Here is an 18,782-nt window from a genome sequence, read left to right on the forward strand (position 1 = left end):
GACCACGCGTTCGGGAGGAGCACGATGTTCGCGTCCTGGTACGACCGGCACGGGGCGGCCGCTGAGGTCCTGCGGGTCGGGGAGCTGCCCGATCCCGAGCCCCGTCCCGGTGAGGTGCGGGTCGCGGTGCGGCTGTCCGGGGTGAACCCCGGCGACACGAAGAAACGGCGGGGCTGGCTGGGTTCCTCGATGCCGTTTCCGCGGGTGATCCCGCACAGCGACGCCGCGGGTGTGGTCGACGCCGTCGGGGAGGGGATGAACCGCGACCGAGTCGGGCAGCGCGTGTGGGTGTACGGCGCGCAGTCCTACCGGGCGTTCGGGACGGCCGCGCAGTACGTCGTGGTGCCCGAGCACCTGGCGTTGCCGCTGCCGGACCACGTGCCGGACGAGCTGGCGGCGAGCCTCGGCATCCCGGGGATCACCGCGCACCGCACGGTGTTCGCCGACGGCCCGGTCGACGGCCGGACCGTCCTGGTGCACGGCGTTCTCGGCGGTGTCGGGTCGCTCGCCGCGCAGCTCGCGCGCTGGGCCGGCGCGACGGTCCTCGGCACGGTGACCAGGACGAGCGACCTCGACCTCGTCGACCCCGAGGTCGTGGCGCACGCGGTCGCCCTCGACCATCCCGGGAGCGCGGCGGAGATCCGGGCCCACGCACCGAATGGTGTGCACCGGATCATCGAAGTGTCCCTGTCGGACAACGCGGACCTGGACACCGCCGTGATCGCGGACGACGGCGTCATCGCCGCCTACGGCACCCGGACCGACCGCACCGAACTGCCGTTCTGGCCGTTGTTGTTCGCCAACGTGACCGTGCGCCTGTTCGGCAGCGACGACTTCCCGCCCGCCGCGAAACGAGCCGCCGCCCGTGACCTCACCGCAGCGGCGGCCGCAGGTGCGGTGAGAGTCCACATCGGACAGCTCTTCCCGCTCGCCGAGATCGCCGCGGCGCACGAACGGGTCGACGCCGGCGGTCGAGGTCGCGTGCTGGTCACCCTTCCCTGAACGAGCTCACCGGCAGGGTGAGGCGGAAACACGCGCCCTCGCCCAGGACCGTGTCGAGCTCGACGTCACCGTCGTGGGCACGGGCCAGGGCGCGCGCGATCGCCAGTCCCAGCCCGGCGTTCGCGCCGCCCGCACGGTGGCGTGAGTGGTCGGCGCGGTAGAACCGGTCGAACACGCGCTCCGCCTGGTGGGCGGCCAACCCGGGACCCCGGTCGGCCACCTCGAGCACGGCGCGGCCGTTCGCCGTGCCCACGCCGATGCGCACGGGGCTGCCAGCCGGGGTGTAGGTGGCGGCGTTGCCGATCAGGTTCGTCACGACCTGGCGCAGGCTGTCCTCGTCGGCGTGCACGGGAGCGGGGCCGGGCGGTCCGCTCCCTCCGGGCCCGGTGAGCTCGACCGGCCGGGACGGGTCCAGCGCGAGCAGGTCGTGCCGGGCGTCGCCCGCCAGCGTGCGCAGGTCCATCGGGGTGGCGTCCAGCTGCGCCCGCGGTGCCTCGTCCAGCCGGGCCAGCAGGAGCAGGTCCTCGGTGAGGCTGGTGAGCCGGGTGGCCTCGCGGTCGATGCGGGCCATGGCTTCGTCCACATCGGACCGGTCCGGCATGCCGCCCATCCGGTACAGCTCGGTCGAGCCCTTGATGCCGAACAACGGCGTGCGCAGCTCGTGGCTCACGTCCGCGAGGAACGTCCGCATCCGCGCCTGGGCCGCCGCCCGGTCGGCGAACGCCTGTTCCAGCTGGCCCAGCATGGTGTTGAGCGAGGTCGCCAGGTGCCCGACCTCGGTGCTGGGCGGCGCGAGCACGGGCACCCGCCGGGTCAGGTCCCCGTCGGCGATGGCCGCGGCGGTGTGCTCGATCCGGCGCAACGGCCGCAGTCCCCGCCCCAGCGCGAACCAGCCGACCGCCGTCAGCAACGCCAGCACCGCCCACTCACCAGGCTCGTCGTGCGGAGCCGGGCGGTGGTGGCGTCGGCATCCAGAGACGCCGCGACGACGACCGTCCCGTCCCACCCGGTGGTCGGCCGGCCGGGCACGCCAGCGCGAACCGTCCGCGGCCCGCAGCACGACGGGTTCGCCGTCGGCACCGTGCGCAGCTCGCCCGGCCCGGGCAGGACCGCGCCGTCCACCCGGCTGGCCCGCAGATCGCCCACCACGGCGCCGTCCTCGTCCAGGTACACCAGATACGGTGCGCCGATCAGGCGCAGCGCCGGGTCGAGGAGGTCGGCGCGCGGGCTGGAACCCGCGGCGTCGAGCGGTCCCGTGGCGGGCACCCGCGAGAGGATCTCGCCGAGCGAGTGCAGCTGGCCGTCGACCCGGTCCAGCTGGTAGCGCTCCAGCTGGTCGGACACCACCGCGCCGACCAGGCCCAGCCCCGCGAGCAACAGGCCCGCGGTGAGCAGCAGCAGCCTGGTGCGCAGCGAGAGCCGGCTCAGCACGCGGGTTCCCGCAGCACGTACCCGACGCCGTGCACGGTGTGGATCAGCTTGGGTTCCCCGACGTCGACCTTGCGCCGCAGGTACGAGATGTAGGTGTCCACGATGCCCGCGTCGCCGCCGAAGTCGTAGCGCCACACCCGGTCGAGGATCTGCGCCTTGGACACCACCCGCCCGGCGTTCTCCATCAGGTACCGCAGCAACCGGAACTCGGTGGGGGAGACGCGGACCGGCTCGCCGTCCCTGGTCACGTGGTGGCCCCCCGGGTCCAGCACGAGCGGACCCGCGGTCAGCACGCCCTCCAGGTGCCCGGAGGTGCGCCGCAGGACCGCCCGGATCCGCGCGATCAGCTCCTCCAGGTCGAACGGCTTGGTCACGTAGTCGTCGGCCCCCAGTGACAGCCCGGTCACCTTGTCCGCCTTGCGGTCCCGCGCGGTGAGGAACAGCACGGGCACCGGCCCGCGCCGCCCCTGCGGAGCAGCACCAGGTCCGGCGGCTCCTCGGCGGCAGCCGCCACCGCCTCGGCCCCGGTCGTCGCGGACGTCACCCGGAACCCCGCGAAGCGCAGCGTCGCCGACAACAGCTCGCGGACCGTGGCCTCGTCGTCGACCACCAGCAGCGTCGTCACCCGACCCGGTTCTTCCACGCCGGCAACCATACGGAGACCAACCTGAGAAGCCCGCCGGCCAGCAGACCACCCGCGCACCCCACCGCCACCGCGGCCACCGGGTGCACCGCGGCCGACACGTCCAGCACCGTCAGCGAGAACCCGAACGCCTCCACACCGAGCCGCACCGACATCCGCGACACCCACCACGCCAGCAACCCGAGCGCCGCACCCGTTCCCGCACCCACCAACAGCACCTGGCGCACCGGCCGGCCACCCCGCCCGCGCGCCGCGAGGCCGAACAGGAGCAGCAGTGCCACCACCACGTCAGGCCCACCGGCGAGGGCGGCGTGACACCGTCGAGGGCGCACGCGAGCGCGCCGTCCGCGTGGAGCGTCCACGGCAGTCCGAACCCGAGCAGCACCGCCCCGAACACGACCGTCGGGAACAGCAGCAGGCCACCGCCCGCCACTGCCGGATCGCCTACCACGAGCGCCGCGACCAGGCCCACCGCGGCCAGCCCGGCGACCGTCCACAACGGACCGCGCAGGGCGAGCCGGAACCGGGCTGCCAACCAGCACGCGCCGACCACCGCGAGGGTGAAGCCGACCGCACCGAGCACCACCGGCCCGACCGGTGCGGAGAACGTGACGCCGAGCGAGCCGACGGACCCGCCACGGCCCAGAGGGCCGATCGAGGGGAGTCCGCAGACACCGGAGAAACCACCCGTCGAACCGCCGCCACCTGATGGCTTCGCGGTGCCCTGCGCGAAGGCGGCGACCGCGGCCACGCCGGCGGGGAGGGCGACGACCGCCGCCGCTCCGCGCACGAGCAGCCCTCGCAACGACGCGTCCTCCAGCGGCCGCCGGTCACGGTCGGCGGCTGGATGCGCCAGCCGGGGATGCGGCTGGCGGGGGATGCCGCTGGGCTCCGGTGGCGCAGCAACCCCAGCACCAGCGCACCGACCAGCGACCCCGACGGCACCACGTCCGCGTCGCCCCGCAACCCGAACGGCACCCACCGCCGGCCCCACGCCAGCACATCACCGCCGAGCAGACCACCGCCCAGCGCACCACCGTCCGTCGCAGCGCCGCCCGGCACCGCGCCGAACTCCACCGAACCGCCGACCGCCATCGCGACCACCGCCGCCGCCACCCGGCGACGTCGGCGTACCGACCCACGTCGAGCAACCACAACCGGCCACCGCGGTACCGCCCATGGCACCAGCGCGACCGCCGCCACCAGACCGCGCCCCACCTCCCGCGCCACCAGGCCGCGCCCCACCTCCCGCGCCGCCATCACACGTCACGGCGCTGGAAGACGACGAACGCGGCAGCCAGCACCGCCGCCACCCCGAGGCACATCCCGCCCAGGTTCAGCCACGGGTCCGGGTAGGCCGGGTCCGGCACCGTCGCGAACACCGCCGCGGCCCCCTGCGTCGGCCAGTAGTCGAACACGCCCTGGACCCACGACGGGAACAGCCCCGCCAGGCCCGGCACCAGGAACACGATGCCCACCAGTGTGGTGAGCGCACCCGCCGTGGCGCGCATGATCGTGCCGAGCCCGATCGCCAGCAACGCGATCGCCGCCAGGTAGAGCCCGCCGCCCACGACGGCCGAGAGCACGCCGGGGTCGCCGAGCCGCGCGCTCGGCACCCCTTGGGCCGCGAAGAGCGTCTGCCCGATGAGGAAGGTGGCGAACATCAGCGCCTGACCCGCCACCACGGCGACCGCGGTGGCCAGCACCACCTTCGCCGCGAGCAGCCGGTGCCGGCGTGGAGTGACCGTCAGCGACGTCCGCACCAGCCCGGTCGCGTACTCGGAGGTCACCACGAGCGTTCCGAGCACGCCGATGACCAGCTGGGCCACCAGGTACGCGGTCAGGCTGCGCTCGGTCGGGTCCCACGCCAGCTTCTCGGCGGCCGACGCGCTCCCGTACTGCTCACCCACCTTGCTCGTGGCGAGGAACGTGACGCCCAGCCCCACCCCGAACAGGCAGGCGAGCGTGTTCCAGGTGGACTGCAGGCTGCGCAGCTTTACCCACTCCGCGTGCAACGCATGGCCGAAGAACCTCATGCCGTCACCCCGTGGTACTCGACGCTGTCCGCGGTCAGCTCCATGAAGGCGTCCTCCAGCGACGGGACCTGCGGCGTGAGCTCGCCCAGCACGGTGCCGTGGTAGGCGGCGAGCTTGCCGATCTCCACGCTCGCCAGCCCGGACACGACCAGCGCCGAGTCGGCCCCCTCCCGCACGGTTGCCCCGGCCGCGGTCAGCCGCAGCGCGAACACGTCCGGCTCGGCGGTGCGGACGAGCACCGTCCCCTCGCCCCGGCCGCGCATGAACTCCGCCATGCCCGTGTCGGCGATGAGCCTGCCCCGCCCGATCACCACCAGGTGGTCGGCGGTCTGCGCCATCTCGCTCATGAGGTGGCTCGACACCAGCACCGCCCGCCCTTCCCGGGCGAGCGACCTCATGAAGTCGCGGATCCACCGGATGCCTTCGGGGTCGAGCCCGTTGACCGGCTCGTCGAAGATCAGCACCCGCGGGTCGCCGAGCAGGGCCGCCGCGATCCCGAGCCGTTGCCGCATGCCGAGCGAGAACCCGCCCGCCCGTTTGGTCGCCACGGCCTCCAGCCCGGTGCGCGCGAGCACCTCGTCCACCCGCCGCCGCGGCAGGCCGTTGCTCACCGCCAGCGCCAGCAGGTGGTCCCGCGCCTGCGGCCACCGTGCACCGCGCCCGCGTCGAGCAGCGCACCCACCTCGGTCAGCGGCACCGGCAGGTCGCGGTAGCGGCGCCCGCCGACCGCCACCGAGCCGCTGGTCGGCGCCACCAGTCCGAGGACCACCTTCATGGTCGTGGACTTGCCCGCCCCGTTCGGGCCGAGGAAGCCGGTCACCTGCCCGGCCTCGACGGTGAACGAGAGGTCGTCCACCACGGTGTCGGAGCCGTACCGTTTGGTCAGCCCCCGCACGTCGATCATCGTCATGGCACCGAGCCTGGCGAGGCCGTCTGACCGACCTCTGGGAGTTCCTGGGAGAACCCGGAGAACCGGCGCCATCGGCCGCGGTCATGGCACCGCTTTCCCAGGAACTACCCAGAAGTGCGAGCCGGCACCGGTTCCTGTTCGCCCCGCACCGCCCGCACGAACGCGTCGGCGGCGGGGGAGCGGTCCTCGGCCGTGACGACCACCGTCCGGCGCCGCTCGACCAGGCCGGGGTCGTTGACCGGAACCCACGTGACACCACGCGGGACGACGTCGGCGGCCAGTCCGGGCAGGACGGACACGCCCAGCCCGGCGGCCACCAGCCCGAGCCGGGTCTGCCAGGTGCGGGCCTCGTGCCCGATCACCGGCGCCGCCAACGTGGGCCACGCACCGAACTGCGGATCGCCTTCCTGGCCGGCGCCAACGATCCACACCTGCCCGGCGAGGTCGCGCACGTCGACCTCCGCCTGCGAGGCGAACAAATGCCCGTTCGCCACCGCGACACCGAACCCGCGCCCGCCGGGCACGGACTCGGTCCGCAGCCCGGCGAGGTCGTAGTCGGGCAGGCCGTTGCCGACCGCGATCACCGCGACCTCGATCCGCCCCGCGCGGAGCCTGCGCAGCAACACCGGGCTGCCCGCCTCACCGAGCCGGACGGTCAGCGCGGGGTGGGCTTCCTTCAAGCGCCAACGCCTCAGCTCGGCGGCCTCCAGGCGCGACGGTCCCGCCGCGTGCCGCAGCAGCGCCTCGCAGGCGGCCGTGGGACGCACGCCGCGCGCCCACCGTTCGAACAACGGGCTGCCGACCGCCGTCTCCACCGCGCCCACCTGCCGGGAGACCGCGGACTGCGTGTACCCGAGGACGTCGGCCGCGGCGGTGAACGAGCCCCGCCGCGCGACCTCGACGACGACGCGCAACCCGGCCAAGGTCATCTCCGACATGCGAGCCAGTATCCGCTCACACCTCGTGGTCCGCGGTGAAGGCGGACTCCTTCTGCCCCTCGAACCCCGCGAGCCTCTCGCGCACGGCACCGGTCACCAGCTCGTAGGCGTCGGAGTTGAGCAGCAGGCGCAACGGCGGCGCGTCGGACAGCGCGGCCTCGATGATCGCGTTGGCCACCCCGGACTGGCTCCCCGGCATCGACTCCAGCGCGGGCGGCGGGGTGTCCGCGGGCCCGCCGACGTACGGCTCGCTGAGCGGAACCCGTTGAGCCGCCTCGTAGAAGCTCGTCCTGACCATGCCGGGCTCGACCAGCACCGTGCTGATCCCGAACGGCGCGACCTCGGCCGCCAGCGCCTCGAAGTACCCCTCCACACCCCACTTGGTGGCGTGGTAGATCGCGAAACCGGGGAACGTGATGTGCCCGCCCATGCTGGACAGCTGCACGAACACCCCACCGCCCTGCTCCCGCAGCAACGGCACGGCCCGCCGGGCGAGCTGGACGGACGCGGTGAGGTTGGTGGCGATCGACTCCTCGACCTGCGCGTCGGTCAGGTCCTCGGCCGCCCCGAACACACCGCTGCCCGCGTTGGAGACCACGACGTCGATCCGGCCGTGCTCCCGGAAGGCCTCACCCAGCACCTCCTCGACCCGCGCCGTGTCGGTGACGTCGAGGGCACGGCGCCACAGCCTGTCGCCGTACCGCTCGGCCAGGTCGTCCAGCCGTCGCGGGTCGCGCAACGTCGCAGCCACGCGGTGTCCCCGCGCCAGCACCTGCTCGACCAGCTCTCGTCCGATTCCCCGGGAGGCTCCTGTGATGAAGAAAGTGGACATGACTTCAAGCTAGGACCGGGCTAGCCATGACCACCAGCGATGGTTTTGCAGTCGAGCCATGCGTGTCACGCATGGCTCGGTCAGACCCGCTACAGGTCCAGCCACATGATCCGGAGACCGACCTCGCCCAGGACGGGGTGGCGGAACGCCCGAGGCGCGACGCCGAGGGTGACGAACGCGAGGCTCTCGTAGAGCCGGACGGCGGCCGCGTTCGTCTCCACGACGGCGTTGAACTGCACGGCCGCGAACCCGCTCCGCCGCGCCCAGGCGATCAGGTCGGTGGTGAGCGCCCGCCCGACACCGGCACCCCGCGCCCGGCGGGCGACCATCAGCGTCCCGGAGGCGATGTGGTTCCCCGGCCCCGGCCGGTTCGCGTACATGTTCGCCGTGCCGGCCACACCCCGGTCGTCGACGGCCACCACCACCCGTGCCGGTGCGGCGAGCAGCCACATCCGCTCGGCGTCGGACTCGCGCATCTCGGGGTCGTAGGGGACGGTCTGCTGTTCGGTGACGACGTCCTGGATGATCGGCCAGATCTGCGGCCAGTCGTCGGCGCGGGCCTCGCGGATCGTGAAGGTGGACGCGACGGGGTGCGGAGGATGAGCCACGCGCCCATCCTGCAGATCGTTCCCACCGGCCACCAACCATTTACCGGCAGCCCACCTCAGCCCGCGAGCGCCTGGGTGATCTGACGGGTGGTCTGCGCGGCGACCCGGGGATTCACGGCGGCGTGAGCGACATACGCGTTCAACCCGGTCTCCAGAGCCCGGCCGCGGCCTCGGGTCCACGTGGGATCGTCCACGTCGAGCGCGGCGCGGAACGTGGCTCGCGTCCCGGCCGACATGAGCGTGCAGGCGATGACCAGGTCACGCGCCGGGTCGCCGACCCCGAGCTCACCGAAGTCGATGACGGCGCTCAGCCTGCCGCCGGCCGTCAGCAGGTCCTCGGCCGGTTCGGCGTCGAACCGGTGCAGCGCGGCCAGAAAACCGGCCAGCGCGCCGGCGGCCTCGTGCGACTCGGACAGGCCCTCGACCGTCGCCACCTCGCCGGGCAGCCAGCGGGACACGGCCCACGACCACGGGTAGCCGAAGTCCGGTTCGCCCACCGCCACCGGTTCCGGGACGGCCAGCGGCAGGTGCGGGGCGAGCCGGGGCAACCACTCGGCCTCCTTGCGCACCTGCGTGATCGCGCCGGTGTGGCGGGGCAGCCGGACGGTCAGCTCCTCGCCCAGCCGGTAGATCACGTGGTCGGAACCGGCCGGGTCCAGCAGGCGCAGCCGCAGGTCCGCCCACCGCGGGAACTGGGTGTCGACGCGCCGCCTCGCCAGTTCGGCGTCGATGGTCGGGGTGCCCGCCCGCCGGTCCACCTGCGGGCTGAGGGTCGAGTCAGGTGTGGATCAGGGTGAACCCTGATGGCAGGACGCGCGGCCGCGGGCAATCTGGAGTTGTCAAGGAAATCCGCAGTTTCGGGGAGAGCGATGAGCGAAACCAGGTCCGAGTCCACCCGCAACCCCGTCGACTCCGTGGTCGACGCCGTGCGCGGGCTGGTCAGCGAAGGCATCAACCGTCGTGTGGTTGTGCGTGACAGCAAGGACGACGTGGTGCTGGAGGTGCCGGTGGCTCTCGGGTTGGTCGCGGCACTGGCCGCCCCGGTGGCCACGACGATCGGCGCCGGTGTCGCGCTGGTCGGCAAGTGCGGGATCTCGCTCGAGGACCGCAGGGGGCCCGTCAGCGAGCCCGCGACGACCGTCGAGGCCGACGCCGAGCGGGTGTAGTGGCCGGCCGCGGTTCGCCGCGGCCGCAGATGCAGCCGGCGGCCGTCACCCCGTGGTGACGGCGCCGCGGCGCGTTCAGGGCGAGCTCACCACGTGGGACACACCGGCGCGCCCGAGGCGGGTTGACCTCCGGCGTGGCTGGGAACTCCGGGGCGGGCTCGGGCGAGACGCGCCGCGGCACGGCGGGGCGCGCGGCCGGTGAAGGTGACAGGATTGCCGGGTGGACGTCGTCAGCAGGAACAACGTGGTCGTGACCGGCAACGAGACCGGGCCGGCGGTGCTGCTCGCGCACGGTTTCGGCTGTGACCAGAACCTGTGGCGGCTGATCGTCCCCCCGCTCGCCGAGAAGTACCGGGTCGTGCTGTTCGACCACGTCGGCGCGGGCCGGTCGGAGCTGTCGGCGTGGTCGCCCGAGCGGTACGGCACCCTCGACGGGTATGCCGACGACGTGCTGAGGATCTGCCGCGAGCTGGAGCTGCGCGACGTCGTGCTGGTCGGTCACTCGGTCAGCGCGATGATCGCGGTGCTCGCCGCGAACCGGGAGCCGGAGCGGTTCGCGAAGCTGGTGCTGCTGACGCCGTCACCGTGCTATGTGGACGACGGCGACTACCGGGGTGGGTTCAGCCGCGCGGACATCGGCGAGCTGCTCGACGCGCTGGAGTCGAACTACCTCGGCTGGTCGGCGGCGATGGCACCGGTGATCATGGACAACCCCGACCGTCCCGAGCTGGGCGACGAGCTCGCGAACAGCTTCTGCCGCACCGACCCGGCGATCGCGCGGGTGTTCGCGCGGACCACGTTCCTGTCCGACAACCGCGCCGACCTGGCCGCGGTCGAGGTGCCCACGCTCGTGGTGCAGTGCGCCCGGGACGCCATCGCGCCGCGCGAGGTCGGGCAGTTCGTCCACGACCAGATCCGGGGCAGCGAGCTGGTGACGCTGGACGCGGTCGGGCACTGTCCACAGCTCAGCGCCCCGGAACCGACGGCGGAGGCGATCATGGCGTTCGTGAGCGGCCGGTGATGTGCGCGTCGGGCGACCTGCCCGAGGCCGGCGACCGCGACGAGACCGGGCCGATCTTCTCGTCCCTGCTGGAGGACAGCGCGGAGGACCTCTACGACAACGCGCCGTGCGGGTACGTGTCGACCATGCTCGACGGCACCGTCGCGAAGATCAACGCGACGCTGCTGCGCTGGCTCGGCCACGAGCGCGCCGCGGTGGTGGGCCGCATGAGCTTCTCCGACCTGCTCACCGTCGGCGGCCGGATCTACTACGAGACGCACTTCGCGCCGTTGCTGCAGATGCAGGGTGAGATCGGCGGTGTCGCACTGGAGCTGAAGACGGCCGGGGGAGGCCGGTTGCCGGTGCTGCTGACCTCGTCCGTCAAGACCGGTGCCGACGGGGAGGCGCAGCTGGTCCGGACCACGGTGTTCGACGCACGGGACCGGCGCGCGTACGAGCAGGAGCTGTTGCGTGCGCGTGACCAGGCGGAACGCGAACGCGACCGGGTGCAGAAGCTCGCCAGGACGCTGCAGCAGACCCTGCTGCCGCCGGTCCTGCCGGTGGTGCCGGGGATGCAGGCGGCCGCCTACTACCACCCGGCGTCGCTCGACGAGGTCGGTGGCGACTTCTACGACCTGTTCCCGCTGACCGGGGACTCGTGGGGGTTCTTCCTCGGCGACGTGTCCGGCAAGGGGGAGAACGCGGCCGTGGTGACCTCGCTCGTCCGGTACACCCTGCGCGGGGCGGCGGCGTTCTACCCGGATCCCACGAGCGTGCTGGGGCACCTGAACACCGTGCTCTACCAGGCCTACCAGGACGCGTACCCGCGGTTCTGCACGGTCGTCTACGGCAGCATCCGCCCCGACGGCGACGGTGCCGTGATCACGCTGGCCGGTGGCGGGCACACACCGGCCGTGGTGCTCCGGGCGGACGGCGGCTCGTCGTTGCTGCACCTGCACGGCGGGCAGCTGGTCGGTGCGCTGCCCGAAGCTCGCTTCGTCGTCACGGATGTCCGCCTGGAGCCGGGCGACGCCATCCTCCTCTACACCGACGGCCTCACCGAGGCGCGGACCGGCGTGGACAGCTGGTACAGCGAGGAAGACCTGCGCGACCACCTGAGCGGCCTGACGCCGGCCACGGCGCCCGAGGTGATCGACGCGGTGAACACCCTGCTGGAACGTCTCGGCGACGGCGTCGAGGACGACACCGCTCTGCTGGCGTTGAGCGTCCCCTCCCCGGAAGGCGGCCGAGCGTGAACGACGACGCCTTCTCGGTCACCGTGCGCCCGGTCGCGACCGGTGCGGTCCTCACCATCCGCGGCGACCTCGACACGCACACCGCCGCCGAGGTCCACACCGCGATCAGCGGTCTCGCCCTGGGCAGCGGGCAGCTGCTGGTCGTCGACCTGGCAGGGATGCGGTTCTGCGACTCCAGCGGCATCTCGGCCTTCATCGCCGCCAGGAACCGCCGCCACCGCCACCGCCGAGACCGTCCTCGTGGGCGTGCCCCGTCAGGTCCTCCGGGTGCTCCGCATGATCGGCCTGGACGCGTTCTTCCCGGTCCACCCCAGCGTGGAGGACGCGCTGGCGGCACACGGGACAGACCGGCCTGGCAGCGGGTGAGAGCGAGCCGTCAGGACACCGTCGCGCAGGGCATGACAGCCCACACGGACTTGCCCGCCGGGCGCCGGACCACGCCCCACTGCTCGGACAGCTGGTTCACGATCACCAGCCCGCGGCTGCGCACCGAGTCCGGTGTGGACGGTTGCATCCTGGGCATGACGGGCGACGCGTCCTCGGCCACGATGCTGACGACGCAGGGCTCTGCCGACCTGCGGAGCTTCAGGCGTGCGGGGAACCGAGCGTGGTCGAACACGTTGGAGGCGAGCTCGGTGAGCACCAGGAGCACGTCGACGAGATCGTCCTCGACCAGGTCCGCCAGGACGCACTCGGCCCACCGGCGCACCTTCGCGGTGTCGGGAACAGCGCTGACGAGCTCCAGCGTGCTCCACCCGTCCGCGCCGGTCGCGGCAGTTCGTTGCTCTGCTGGCATCACCGGGTGAGGTACCTCTGCTGAACCGGTCGAAACCCGGCGGGGCGGGTCACCCGGTGGTGACCCGCCCCGATCCGGTCACAGAACGCGGACGGACCTGGCCTGCGGCCCCTTGTCGCTCTGGTTGATCTCGAACTCCACCGGCTGCTTGTCCGGGATGCCCTGGTAGGAGTACTCCTGCACCTCGGAGTGGTGCACGAAGACGTCCGGCCCGCCGCCCTCGGGGGCGATGAAGCCGAACCCCTTGCTGCCGTTGAACCACTTCACGGTTCCTCGAGTCATCGACGAGCTCCTTCGATCGACCGGAACACGCCGAGTGCCTCCGGGAGGGTCACGGTCGCGAACTGCTCGTCCAGCGGGCGCGCGGGGAGCGGGGCCGAACGCGGTGCGAGGCCGGACAGGCCCAGCATCGACAGCAGGTCCAGGCAGTCGTCCGCGTCGCGGGAGTGCTCCGCGACCCTCCGGGCGGCCTGACGTTGTTGAACGGCCTCCGCCGCTTCCGCGGCGAGCCGGCCCTCCGCGAAGCTGACAGCGGCTCCCTTCGCACTTCCGTGCGGCACGGGCGGCGTCATGAGCTCACCGGTCCCAGGGGAGCAAGGGCGTCGAAGCAGGGGAACGAGATGTACGGGCGATCCGGCGGCAAGCCGGTGCTCCTGTCCCCGGCCGGAAAGAAGAGCACCGGACCGGATTGGACCGGGGACCGCGGCGGCTGGGTGCCGGCAGCTGGAACCCCGATGTGACCGAGCCTACCCCATGGCCCGTGCCCCGATCGGACGATCCGTCTACATCGGACTTCCCGTCGGCGGGACCGGGGCTCTGGTCAGCGGGGTGCGGCGGTCGTGAACGCGCTCAGCTCTCCGACGAGGGTCGCTGGGCGGGTACCGGCTCCTGGAAGAGGTCGGTCCAGGACGGCTGTCGCGCATCAGGCGACTCCGTCGCCCGCGTGGTGTGCGTCTCGGGGTGGCTGAACAGGTCGTGCGGCATGTGCGATGTCATGGACAACTTTCGGTTTCGGGGGCGGCGGATGCGCATTCATCCCCGAACCCGACGGTACACCTTCCACGAGGACCGCCTCAGCGGTTCGACGAGGGAAACCGCCCGTCCGTGCTGCCGAGCGCGATGAGCTCGGTGTACTGGTCCTGCCACGAGCGCTCGGTGGCGAGCAGGTCGGCGAGCCGCTGGACCCACTCCGCGTCAACGGGTGGGGCGCCCGAGACCAGGTGCCGTTCGGTCTCCTGGCGGGCCTTGAGCCACTCGGACAGCGTCGGCTGGAGTGCGGGGCCGCCTCGTTCGTCGGTCATCGGGCGACAGTACTGCGCCCGGTCGCCAGGGGCTGTCCTGCGTCACAGGGGTGTGGGCAACCAGCATCCGGGAATTGCGAAAACGGGATTCAGCGGAAAGTTTCGAAACATTATCGAAACTTCCTGGTGACCTTACGGAGTCGACTCGGCACTGCTAGTGTCGATAACGGTATCGACCCCGGTCGACCTGGATCTCCGCCGCATCCGGTCCGACAGCCGAGCAGGTCGGAACCCACGGCGGTCATCGCGAACGACGATTTCACGCGAATTGACATCTTTTGTTTTGCCGCCGTGCAACCTCAACGGCGAGGAGTACCGAACATGGTCAGTTTTCGACCGTCGAGTCGTAAGAGCGGTCGTTTCTCCCTGCTCGTCAGCGGCGTCTGCTCCGTGCTCGTCATGGCGCTGACACCCGGCGTCGCCGGCGCTGACGTGGGCGCCGCCGCCACCTGCACGAGCCAGACGGGCAACAGCGGCGGTTACTACTACTCGTTCTGGACCGACGGTGGCGGCCGGGCCTGCATGGAGCTCGGCTCCGGCGGCAACTACAGCATGTCGTGGAGCAACGTCGGCAACTTCGTCGGCGGCAAGGGCTGGAGCAACGGGTCGCGGCGCACCGTGAACTACTCGGGCAGCTTCAACCCGTCCGGCAACTCGTACCTGACGTTGTACGGATGGACGTCGAACCCGCTGGTCGAGTACTACATCGTCGACAGCTGGGGGAGCTGGCGCCCCACCGGCACCTACCGGGGCACGGTGACCACCGACGGTGGCACGTACGACCTCTACCACACGATGCGCTACAACGCGCCGTCCGTCGAAGGCACCAAGACGTTCCCGCAGTTCTGGAGCGTCCGCCAGCAGAAGCGCGTCGGCGGGTCCATCACGACCGGCAACCACTTCGACGCGTGGAGCCGCGCGAACATGCAGCTCGGCAGCTTCAACTACTACATGGTCCTCGCGACCGAGGGCTATCAGAGCAGCGGCAGTTCCAACATCACGGTGAGGTGAGCGTCCCGCTCATCGCTGCCACGGGCTGTGCCACGCCGACGCGGGGCACAGCCCGTTCGGCGTCCGAAGCCGTCCCGTCGTGACCGCTGACACCGATTATGGTCTCTGCCATACTCCTGAGTGATGAGCGAGAAAGATCGGCGGACCACCAAGCAGCGGATGCTCGACAGCGCCGTGCTGCTGCTGCGCGAACGCGGCGCGGCCGGCGTGACGGTCGACGCGGTGCTGGCGCACAGCGGGGCGCCGCGCGGGTCCGTCTACCACCACTTCCCCGGCGGCCGGAACGAGATGGTCCTGGGCGCGGTGCGTCAGGCTGGCGACTACATCATCGCGATGGTCAGCGAGTCCGCGGCGAGCGGCGACGTGCAGCAGATGGTGGAGCGCCTGGTCACCTTCTGGAAGCGCGCCCTGACCAAGACCGACTACCGGGCCGGCTGCCCCGTCGCCGCCATGGCGCAGGACAGCCGAGACCTCGTCCCCGGCGCCGCGGACGTGGTGCGGGAGATCTTCGCCCAATGGCGGGCCGGTCTCGCCGAAGTGCTGTCCGCCGGTGGTTTCGCCGAACAACGGGCGCAGCGGCTCGCGACGCTGGTCGTGTCCGCGGTCGAAGGCGCCGTCATCCTCTGCCGCGCGCAGCGCGACCTGGGCCCGCTCGACGACGTGCTCGCCGAGATGACGCCCCTCCTCCAGCGTCGAGACTAGGAGCCCGGCCCATGTGGAAACCCAGCGCCTGCATCCTCTGCGAGTGCAACTGCGGGATCGAGGTCCTCGTCGGTGACGACGGCCGGTCGTTCGACAAGATCCGCGGCGACAAGCTGCACCCCGCCTCGGCCGGCTACACCTGCAACAAGGCGCTGCGCCTCGGCCTGCACCAGAACGGGAACACCGGCCGGATCACGCACCCGTTGCGGCGCAAGGAGGACGGCACGTTCGAAGAGATCGGCTGGGACACCGCGATCAGCGAGATCGCCGCGCGCCTGGGCGCCATCAGGGACACCTGCGGCGGTGAGACGATCTTCTACTACGGTGGCGGCGGCCAGGGCAACCACCTCGGCGGCGCGTACTCGCCCGCCACGCTGGCCGCGTTCGGCGCCCGCTACCGCTCGTCCGCCCTGGCGCAGGAGAAGACCGGCGAGTTCTGGGTCAGCGCCCGCATGCTCGGCAACATGACCCGCGCGGACTTCGAGCACTGCGAGGTCGCGCTGTTCGTGGGCAAGAACCCCTACCAGTCGCACGGCTTCCCGCGCGCCCGCTCGGTGCTCAAGGAGATCGCCAAGGACCCGGCCAGGTCGATGGTCGTGATCGACCCCGTGCGCACCGAGACCGCCGAACTGGCCGACTTCCACCTCCAGGTCCGGCCCGGCACCGACGTCTACCTGCTGACGGCGCTCGCCGCCGTGCTGGTGCAGGAGGACCTGGTCGCCGCCGACTGGCTCGCCGAGCACGCGGACGGCCTCGACGCCGTCACCGCGGTCCTGCGGCAGGTCCCGGTGAGCGAGTACTGCGTCACCGCCGACGTCGACGAGACGCTGGTGCGCGCGGTCGCCGCCCGGATCGCCGCCGCGGACTCCGTCGCCGTGTTCGAGGACCTCGGCGTCCAGATGAACCGCGACTCCACGCTCGTGAGCTACGTCGAGAAGCTGGTCTGGCTGCTCACCGGCAACTTCGGCAAGCGGGGCGCCCAGTACGTGCCGTCCAGCCTGGTGCCGCTCGGCCGCGACCGCGGGTACCCCGACGGCCAGGGGCCGCGCAGCCCGGTCGTGGGCGCGAAGATCATCTCCGGTCTCGTGCCGTGCAACGTGATCGCCGAGGAGATCCTCACCGACCACCCGGCCCGCTACCGGGCGATGCTGGTGGAGAGCGCGAACCCGGCGCACTCCCTGGCCGACTCGGCCACGATGCGCGAGGCGCTCGCGGCGCTGGAGCTCGTGGTCGTCATCGACGTGGCGATGACCGAGACCGCGCGCCTGGCCCACTACGTGCTGCCCGCGCCGACCCAGTTCGAGAAGTTCGAGGCGACCTTCTTCAACTTCGACTTCCCGCGCAACGTCTTCCACCTGCGCCACCCCGTCGTGGCCGCACCGGAGGGCGTGCTGCCGGAACCGGAGATCCACGCCCGGCTCGTCGAGGCCTCCGGTGCGCTGACCGAGGAGGACTACGCGCCGTTGCGCGCGGCGGCCCAGGCCGGACGGGCGGAGTTCGCACAGGCGTTCCTCGGTGTCCTCGCGGACCCGGCGAAACGGCGGCTCGCGCCCGTCCTGCTGTACCGCACGCTCGGCCCGACGCTCCCGCACGACGCCTCGGCGGCGGCGGTGCTGTGGATGGCCGCGCACGAGTGCGCCCGCAAGAACCCGGCCGGCGTGGAGAAAGCGGGCTACGGCACGGGTCTGGAGGCGGGTGAGCGGCTGTTCGAGGCGATCGTCAACGGCCCGCACGGCGTGCACATCACCCACGACGACCACGACGCCTCGTGGCGGCGCCTGCTCCGCGGCCGGATCAACCTCGACGTGCCGGAACTGCTCAGCGCGGTGGCCGCGCTGCGCGACCGGGCGGTCCCGCAGCAGGACCCGGACTGGCCGTTCGTCCTGTCCGCGGGCGAACGACGGGCGTTCACGGCCAACACGATCATGCGCGACCCCAGCTGGCGGCGGCGTGACCCGGACGGCCGCCTGCGCATGAGCGTCACCGACGCGACCCGGCTCGGCGTCACCACCGGCGACCGGGTCCGGCTCACCACCCGGCGCGGCAGCGCGGAGGTGGCGGTGGACACGACGGACACCATGCGCGCCGGCCACATCTCGCTGCCCAACGGCCTCGGGCTCACGGTGCGGGAACGCACGGGCGTCGCCCCCAACGAGCTGACCGCCGCCGAGGACCGCGACGAGTGGGCGGGCACCCCGTGGCACAAGCACGTGCCGGCCAGGCTCGAACCGATCGGGCCGGAAGCGCTCTGAACTCCGCGGCGGCGGAAAGCGTATTCCTCTGCAGAGCGCCGACCACCACGGCGCCGGCGCCGCCGGAGGAGCACGGATGAACCCCGCCGCCCAGATCGCCTTCCGCGTCGCCGTCGCGTTCGTGGTGCTCGGCCTGGGCGGTGCGTCCGTCGCCGCGGTCGTCGGCCTGGTGCTGAACAACGTGGGCACCGCGGCCGCGGCGAAGGTCTCGCTCTGCGCCAAGGACGCCGTCGCCCCGGCGGGCGGGAAGGACTACCTGGCCCAGAACAACGTCTGGGGCGCCGACACACCCCAGTGCGTCACCGTCGGCGACCAGTCGCTGCGGATCGACAGCGCCGGGCACGACGTGTCACCGGAGGGTGCCCCCGCCGCCACCCCGTCACTGGTCAGGGGCTGCCACTGGCACGAGTGCACCGACGTCGGCGACCTGCCGGTCCAGGTGTCGGCGATGCCCCGCATCACCAGCGACTGGGTGAGCAGGCAGGTCGACACCGGGATCTTCAACGCCGCCTACGTCGTGTGGTTCCACAGCGGCCCCGTCGCGAACGGCACCCCGGACAGCGCCGAGGTGGTGATCTGGCTGCGCAGCCGCGGCGGTGTCCGCCCCGGTGGGACCCTGCTGGCCGGAGAGACGCCGATCGCGGGCGCCCGGTGGAACGTGTGGCTCGACCGCGACCAGGGCCGGGTGCGGATCACCTATGAACGCGTCGGTGAGGTCACCTCCGTCCGCGGTCTCGACATCAGCGCGTTCACCCAGGACTCCGTCGGGCGCGGCCAGATCTCCCCGGACTGGTACCTGATCGCGGTCGAGGCCGGGTTCAACCTGTGGCGCGGGGGAGCGGGCAACGAGATCCAGAACTTCTCCGTGGAGGTGGACGGCGGCTAGCTTGATCCTGTC

Annotated in this window: 23 protein-coding genes and 3 pseudogenes; 9 read left to right on the forward strand and 17 right to left on the reverse strand. The window is 72.2% G+C overall.

The genetic code is table 11. The features are described 5' to 3' along the window. Positions 1 to 24: 24 nt before the first annotated feature. Positions 25 to 1,002: an NADPH:quinone reductase gene (locus tag BBK82_RS34610; RefSeq protein WP_065918732.1), complete on the forward strand. Its 978-nt coding sequence runs from the start codon at positions 25 to 27 to the stop codon at positions 1,000 to 1,002. Here the strand turns inward: BBK82_RS34610 and BBK82_RS54865 are convergent. The 13 genes and pseudogenes from BBK82_RS54865 to BBK82_RS34655 form a co-directional block, all read right to left on the reverse strand. Continuing rightward, positions 989 to 1,921 (reverse strand): HAMP domain-containing sensor histidine kinase, encoded by a 933-nt coding sequence (locus tag BBK82_RS54865; protein ID WP_237047727.1) that lies wholly within the window; start codon positions 1,919 to 1,921, stop codon positions 989 to 991. The genes BBK82_RS34610 and BBK82_RS54865 overlap by 14 nt on opposite strands. Continuing rightward, a complete protein-coding gene (locus tag BBK82_RS54870; protein WP_237047728.1) occupies positions 1,906 to 2,433 on the reverse strand; it encodes a hypothetical protein in 528 nt (175 codons plus the stop codon). The genes BBK82_RS54865 and BBK82_RS54870 overlap by 16 nt, the downstream gene beginning before the upstream one ends. Beyond that, positions 2,427 to 2,618 carry a winged helix-turn-helix domain-containing protein gene (locus BBK82_RS56900; RefSeq protein WP_418287534.1) on the reverse strand — a complete coding sequence of 64 codons (192 nt, stop codon included), beginning with the start codon at positions 2,616 to 2,618 and terminating at the stop codon, positions 2,427 to 2,429. The genes BBK82_RS54870 and BBK82_RS56900 overlap by 7 nt, the downstream gene beginning before the upstream one ends. Before the next feature lie 129 nt (positions 2,619 to 2,747). Next, positions 2,748 to 2,852: pseudogene (locus BBK82_RS56905) on the reverse strand (DNA-binding response regulator); the annotation flags it as partial. Then, positions 2,837 to 3,088, reverse strand: coding sequence for a response regulator (locus BBK82_RS56910; RefSeq protein ID WP_418287463.1), 252 nt, complete (start codon positions 3,086 to 3,088; stop codon positions 2,837 to 2,839). The gene BBK82_RS56910 and the pseudogene BBK82_RS56905, both read right to left, overlap by 16 nt. Beyond that, positions 3,055 to 3,231: a hypothetical protein gene (locus tag BBK82_RS50880; RefSeq protein WP_170068013.1), complete on the reverse strand. Its 177-nt coding sequence runs from the start codon at positions 3,229 to 3,231 to the stop codon at positions 3,055 to 3,057. The genes BBK82_RS56910 and BBK82_RS50880 overlap by 34 nt, the downstream gene beginning before the upstream one ends. Further along, on the reverse strand, positions 3,189 to 3,881 hold the full coding sequence (locus BBK82_RS34625; protein ID WP_154697663.1) for a hypothetical protein: 693 nt from the start codon (positions 3,879 to 3,881) through the stop codon (positions 3,189 to 3,191). The genes BBK82_RS50880 and BBK82_RS34625 overlap by 43 nt, the downstream gene beginning before the upstream one ends. A 454-nt stretch (positions 3,882 to 4,335) precedes the next feature. Then, positions 4,336 to 5,112 carry an ABC transporter permease gene (locus BBK82_RS34630; RefSeq protein ID WP_065918734.1) on the reverse strand — a complete coding sequence of 259 codons (777 nt, stop codon included), beginning with the start codon at positions 5,110 to 5,112 and terminating at the stop codon, positions 4,336 to 4,338. After that, positions 5,109 to 6,016, reverse strand: a pseudogene (locus tag BBK82_RS34635) (ATP-binding cassette domain-containing protein). The gene BBK82_RS34630 and the pseudogene BBK82_RS34635 overlap by 4 nt, the downstream one beginning before the upstream one ends. Positions 6,017 to 6,126: 110 nt before the next feature. Further along, positions 6,127 to 6,960, reverse strand: coding sequence for a LysR family transcriptional regulator (locus BBK82_RS34640; RefSeq protein WP_065918735.1), 834 nt, complete (start codon positions 6,958 to 6,960; stop codon positions 6,127 to 6,129). Between the two features lie 16 nt (positions 6,961 to 6,976). Continuing rightward, the gene (locus tag BBK82_RS34645; RefSeq protein ID WP_065918736.1) at positions 6,977 to 7,792 is read right to left on the reverse strand and encodes an SDR family oxidoreductase; all 816 of its coding nucleotides are present in this window, start codon (positions 7,790 to 7,792) and stop codon (positions 6,977 to 6,979) included. An 89-nt stretch (positions 7,793 to 7,881) separates the two neighbouring features. After that, complete coding sequence (locus tag BBK82_RS34650) at positions 7,882 to 8,400, reverse strand: GNAT family N-acetyltransferase (protein ID WP_065921575.1); 519 nt, start codon at positions 8,398 to 8,400, stop codon at positions 7,882 to 7,884. 56 nt (positions 8,401 to 8,456) lie between these two features. Next, positions 8,457 to 9,158 (reverse strand): phosphotransferase, encoded by a 702-nt coding sequence (locus tag BBK82_RS34655; protein WP_065918737.1) that lies wholly within the window; start codon positions 9,156 to 9,158, stop codon positions 8,457 to 8,459. Positions 9,159 to 9,269: 111 nt separating this feature from the next. Here BBK82_RS34655 and BBK82_RS34660 point away from each other — a divergent pair, with 111 nt between their 5' ends. The 4 genes and pseudogenes from BBK82_RS34660 to BBK82_RS54875 all read left to right on the forward strand — a co-directional run. Continuing rightward, on the forward strand, positions 9,270 to 9,566 hold the full coding sequence (locus BBK82_RS34660) for a DUF4342 domain-containing protein (protein ID WP_065918738.1): 297 nt from the start codon (positions 9,270 to 9,272) through the stop codon (positions 9,564 to 9,566). 220 nt (positions 9,567 to 9,786) lie between these two features. Next, complete coding sequence (locus BBK82_RS34665; protein WP_065918739.1) at positions 9,787 to 10,587, forward strand: alpha/beta fold hydrolase; 801 nt, start codon at positions 9,787 to 9,789, stop codon at positions 10,585 to 10,587. Beyond that, positions 10,587 to 11,822 (forward strand): PP2C family protein-serine/threonine phosphatase, encoded by a 1,236-nt coding sequence (locus tag BBK82_RS34670; RefSeq protein WP_154698055.1) that lies wholly within the window; start codon positions 10,587 to 10,589, stop codon positions 11,820 to 11,822. Before BBK82_RS34665 ends, BBK82_RS34670 begins: the two co-directional genes overlap by 1 nt. A 23-nt stretch (positions 11,823 to 11,845) precedes the next feature. Beyond that, a pseudogene (locus tag BBK82_RS54875) lies at positions 11,846 to 11,992 on the forward strand (STAS domain-containing protein); the annotation flags it as partial. Positions 11,993 to 12,198: 206 nt separating this feature from the next. Here the strand turns inward: BBK82_RS54875 and BBK82_RS34675 are convergent. The 4 genes from BBK82_RS34675 to BBK82_RS34690 all read right to left on the reverse strand — a co-directional run bounded on the left by BBK82_RS34675 (position 12,199) and on the right by BBK82_RS34690 (position 13,919). Continuing rightward, complete coding sequence (locus BBK82_RS34675) at positions 12,199 to 12,618, reverse strand: ATP-binding protein (protein ID WP_065921577.1); 420 nt, start codon at positions 12,616 to 12,618, stop codon at positions 12,199 to 12,201. 78 nt (positions 12,619 to 12,696) lie between these two features. Beyond that, complete coding sequence (locus tag BBK82_RS34680; protein WP_065918740.1) at positions 12,697 to 12,900, reverse strand: cold-shock protein; 204 nt, start codon at positions 12,898 to 12,900, stop codon at positions 12,697 to 12,699. Further along, a complete protein-coding gene (locus BBK82_RS34685) occupies positions 12,897 to 13,190 on the reverse strand; it encodes a hypothetical protein (protein ID WP_154697664.1) in 294 nt (97 codons plus the stop codon). The genes BBK82_RS34680 and BBK82_RS34685 overlap by 4 nt, the downstream gene beginning before the upstream one ends. A 501-nt stretch (positions 13,191 to 13,691) precedes the next feature. Continuing rightward, a complete protein-coding gene (locus tag BBK82_RS34690; RefSeq protein WP_065918742.1) occupies positions 13,692 to 13,919 on the reverse strand; it encodes a hypothetical protein in 228 nt (75 codons plus the stop codon). A gap of 321 nt (positions 13,920 to 14,240) precedes the next feature. Between BBK82_RS34690 and BBK82_RS34695 the strand changes: the two genes are divergently transcribed. The 4 genes from BBK82_RS34695 (at position 14,241) to BBK82_RS34710 (ending at position 18,770) form a co-directional block, all read left to right on the forward strand. Further along, a complete protein-coding gene (locus BBK82_RS34695) occupies positions 14,241 to 14,930 on the forward strand; it encodes a glycoside hydrolase family 11 protein (protein WP_065918743.1) in 690 nt (229 codons plus the stop codon). 123 nt (positions 14,931 to 15,053) lie between these two features. Continuing rightward, on the forward strand, positions 15,054 to 15,632 hold the full coding sequence (locus tag BBK82_RS34700; protein WP_218920427.1) for a TetR/AcrR family transcriptional regulator: 579 nt from the start codon (positions 15,054 to 15,056) through the stop codon (positions 15,630 to 15,632). Between the two features lie 11 nt (positions 15,633 to 15,643). Further along, entirely contained in the window at positions 15,644 to 17,884 is a 2,241-nt protein-coding gene (locus BBK82_RS34705; RefSeq protein ID WP_065918745.1) for a molybdopterin-dependent oxidoreductase, read from the forward strand. 76 nt (positions 17,885 to 17,960) lie between these two features. After that, positions 17,961 to 18,770: a GH12 family glycosyl hydrolase domain-containing protein gene (locus tag BBK82_RS34710; protein WP_065918746.1), complete on the forward strand. Its 810-nt coding sequence runs from the start codon at positions 17,961 to 17,963 to the stop codon at positions 18,768 to 18,770. Positions 18,771 to 18,782: the final 12 nt, after the last annotated feature.

The organism is Lentzea guizhouensis, assembly GCF_001701025.1.
Classification (GTDB): Bacteria; Actinomycetota; Actinomycetes; order Mycobacteriales; family Pseudonocardiaceae; genus Lentzea; species Lentzea guizhouensis.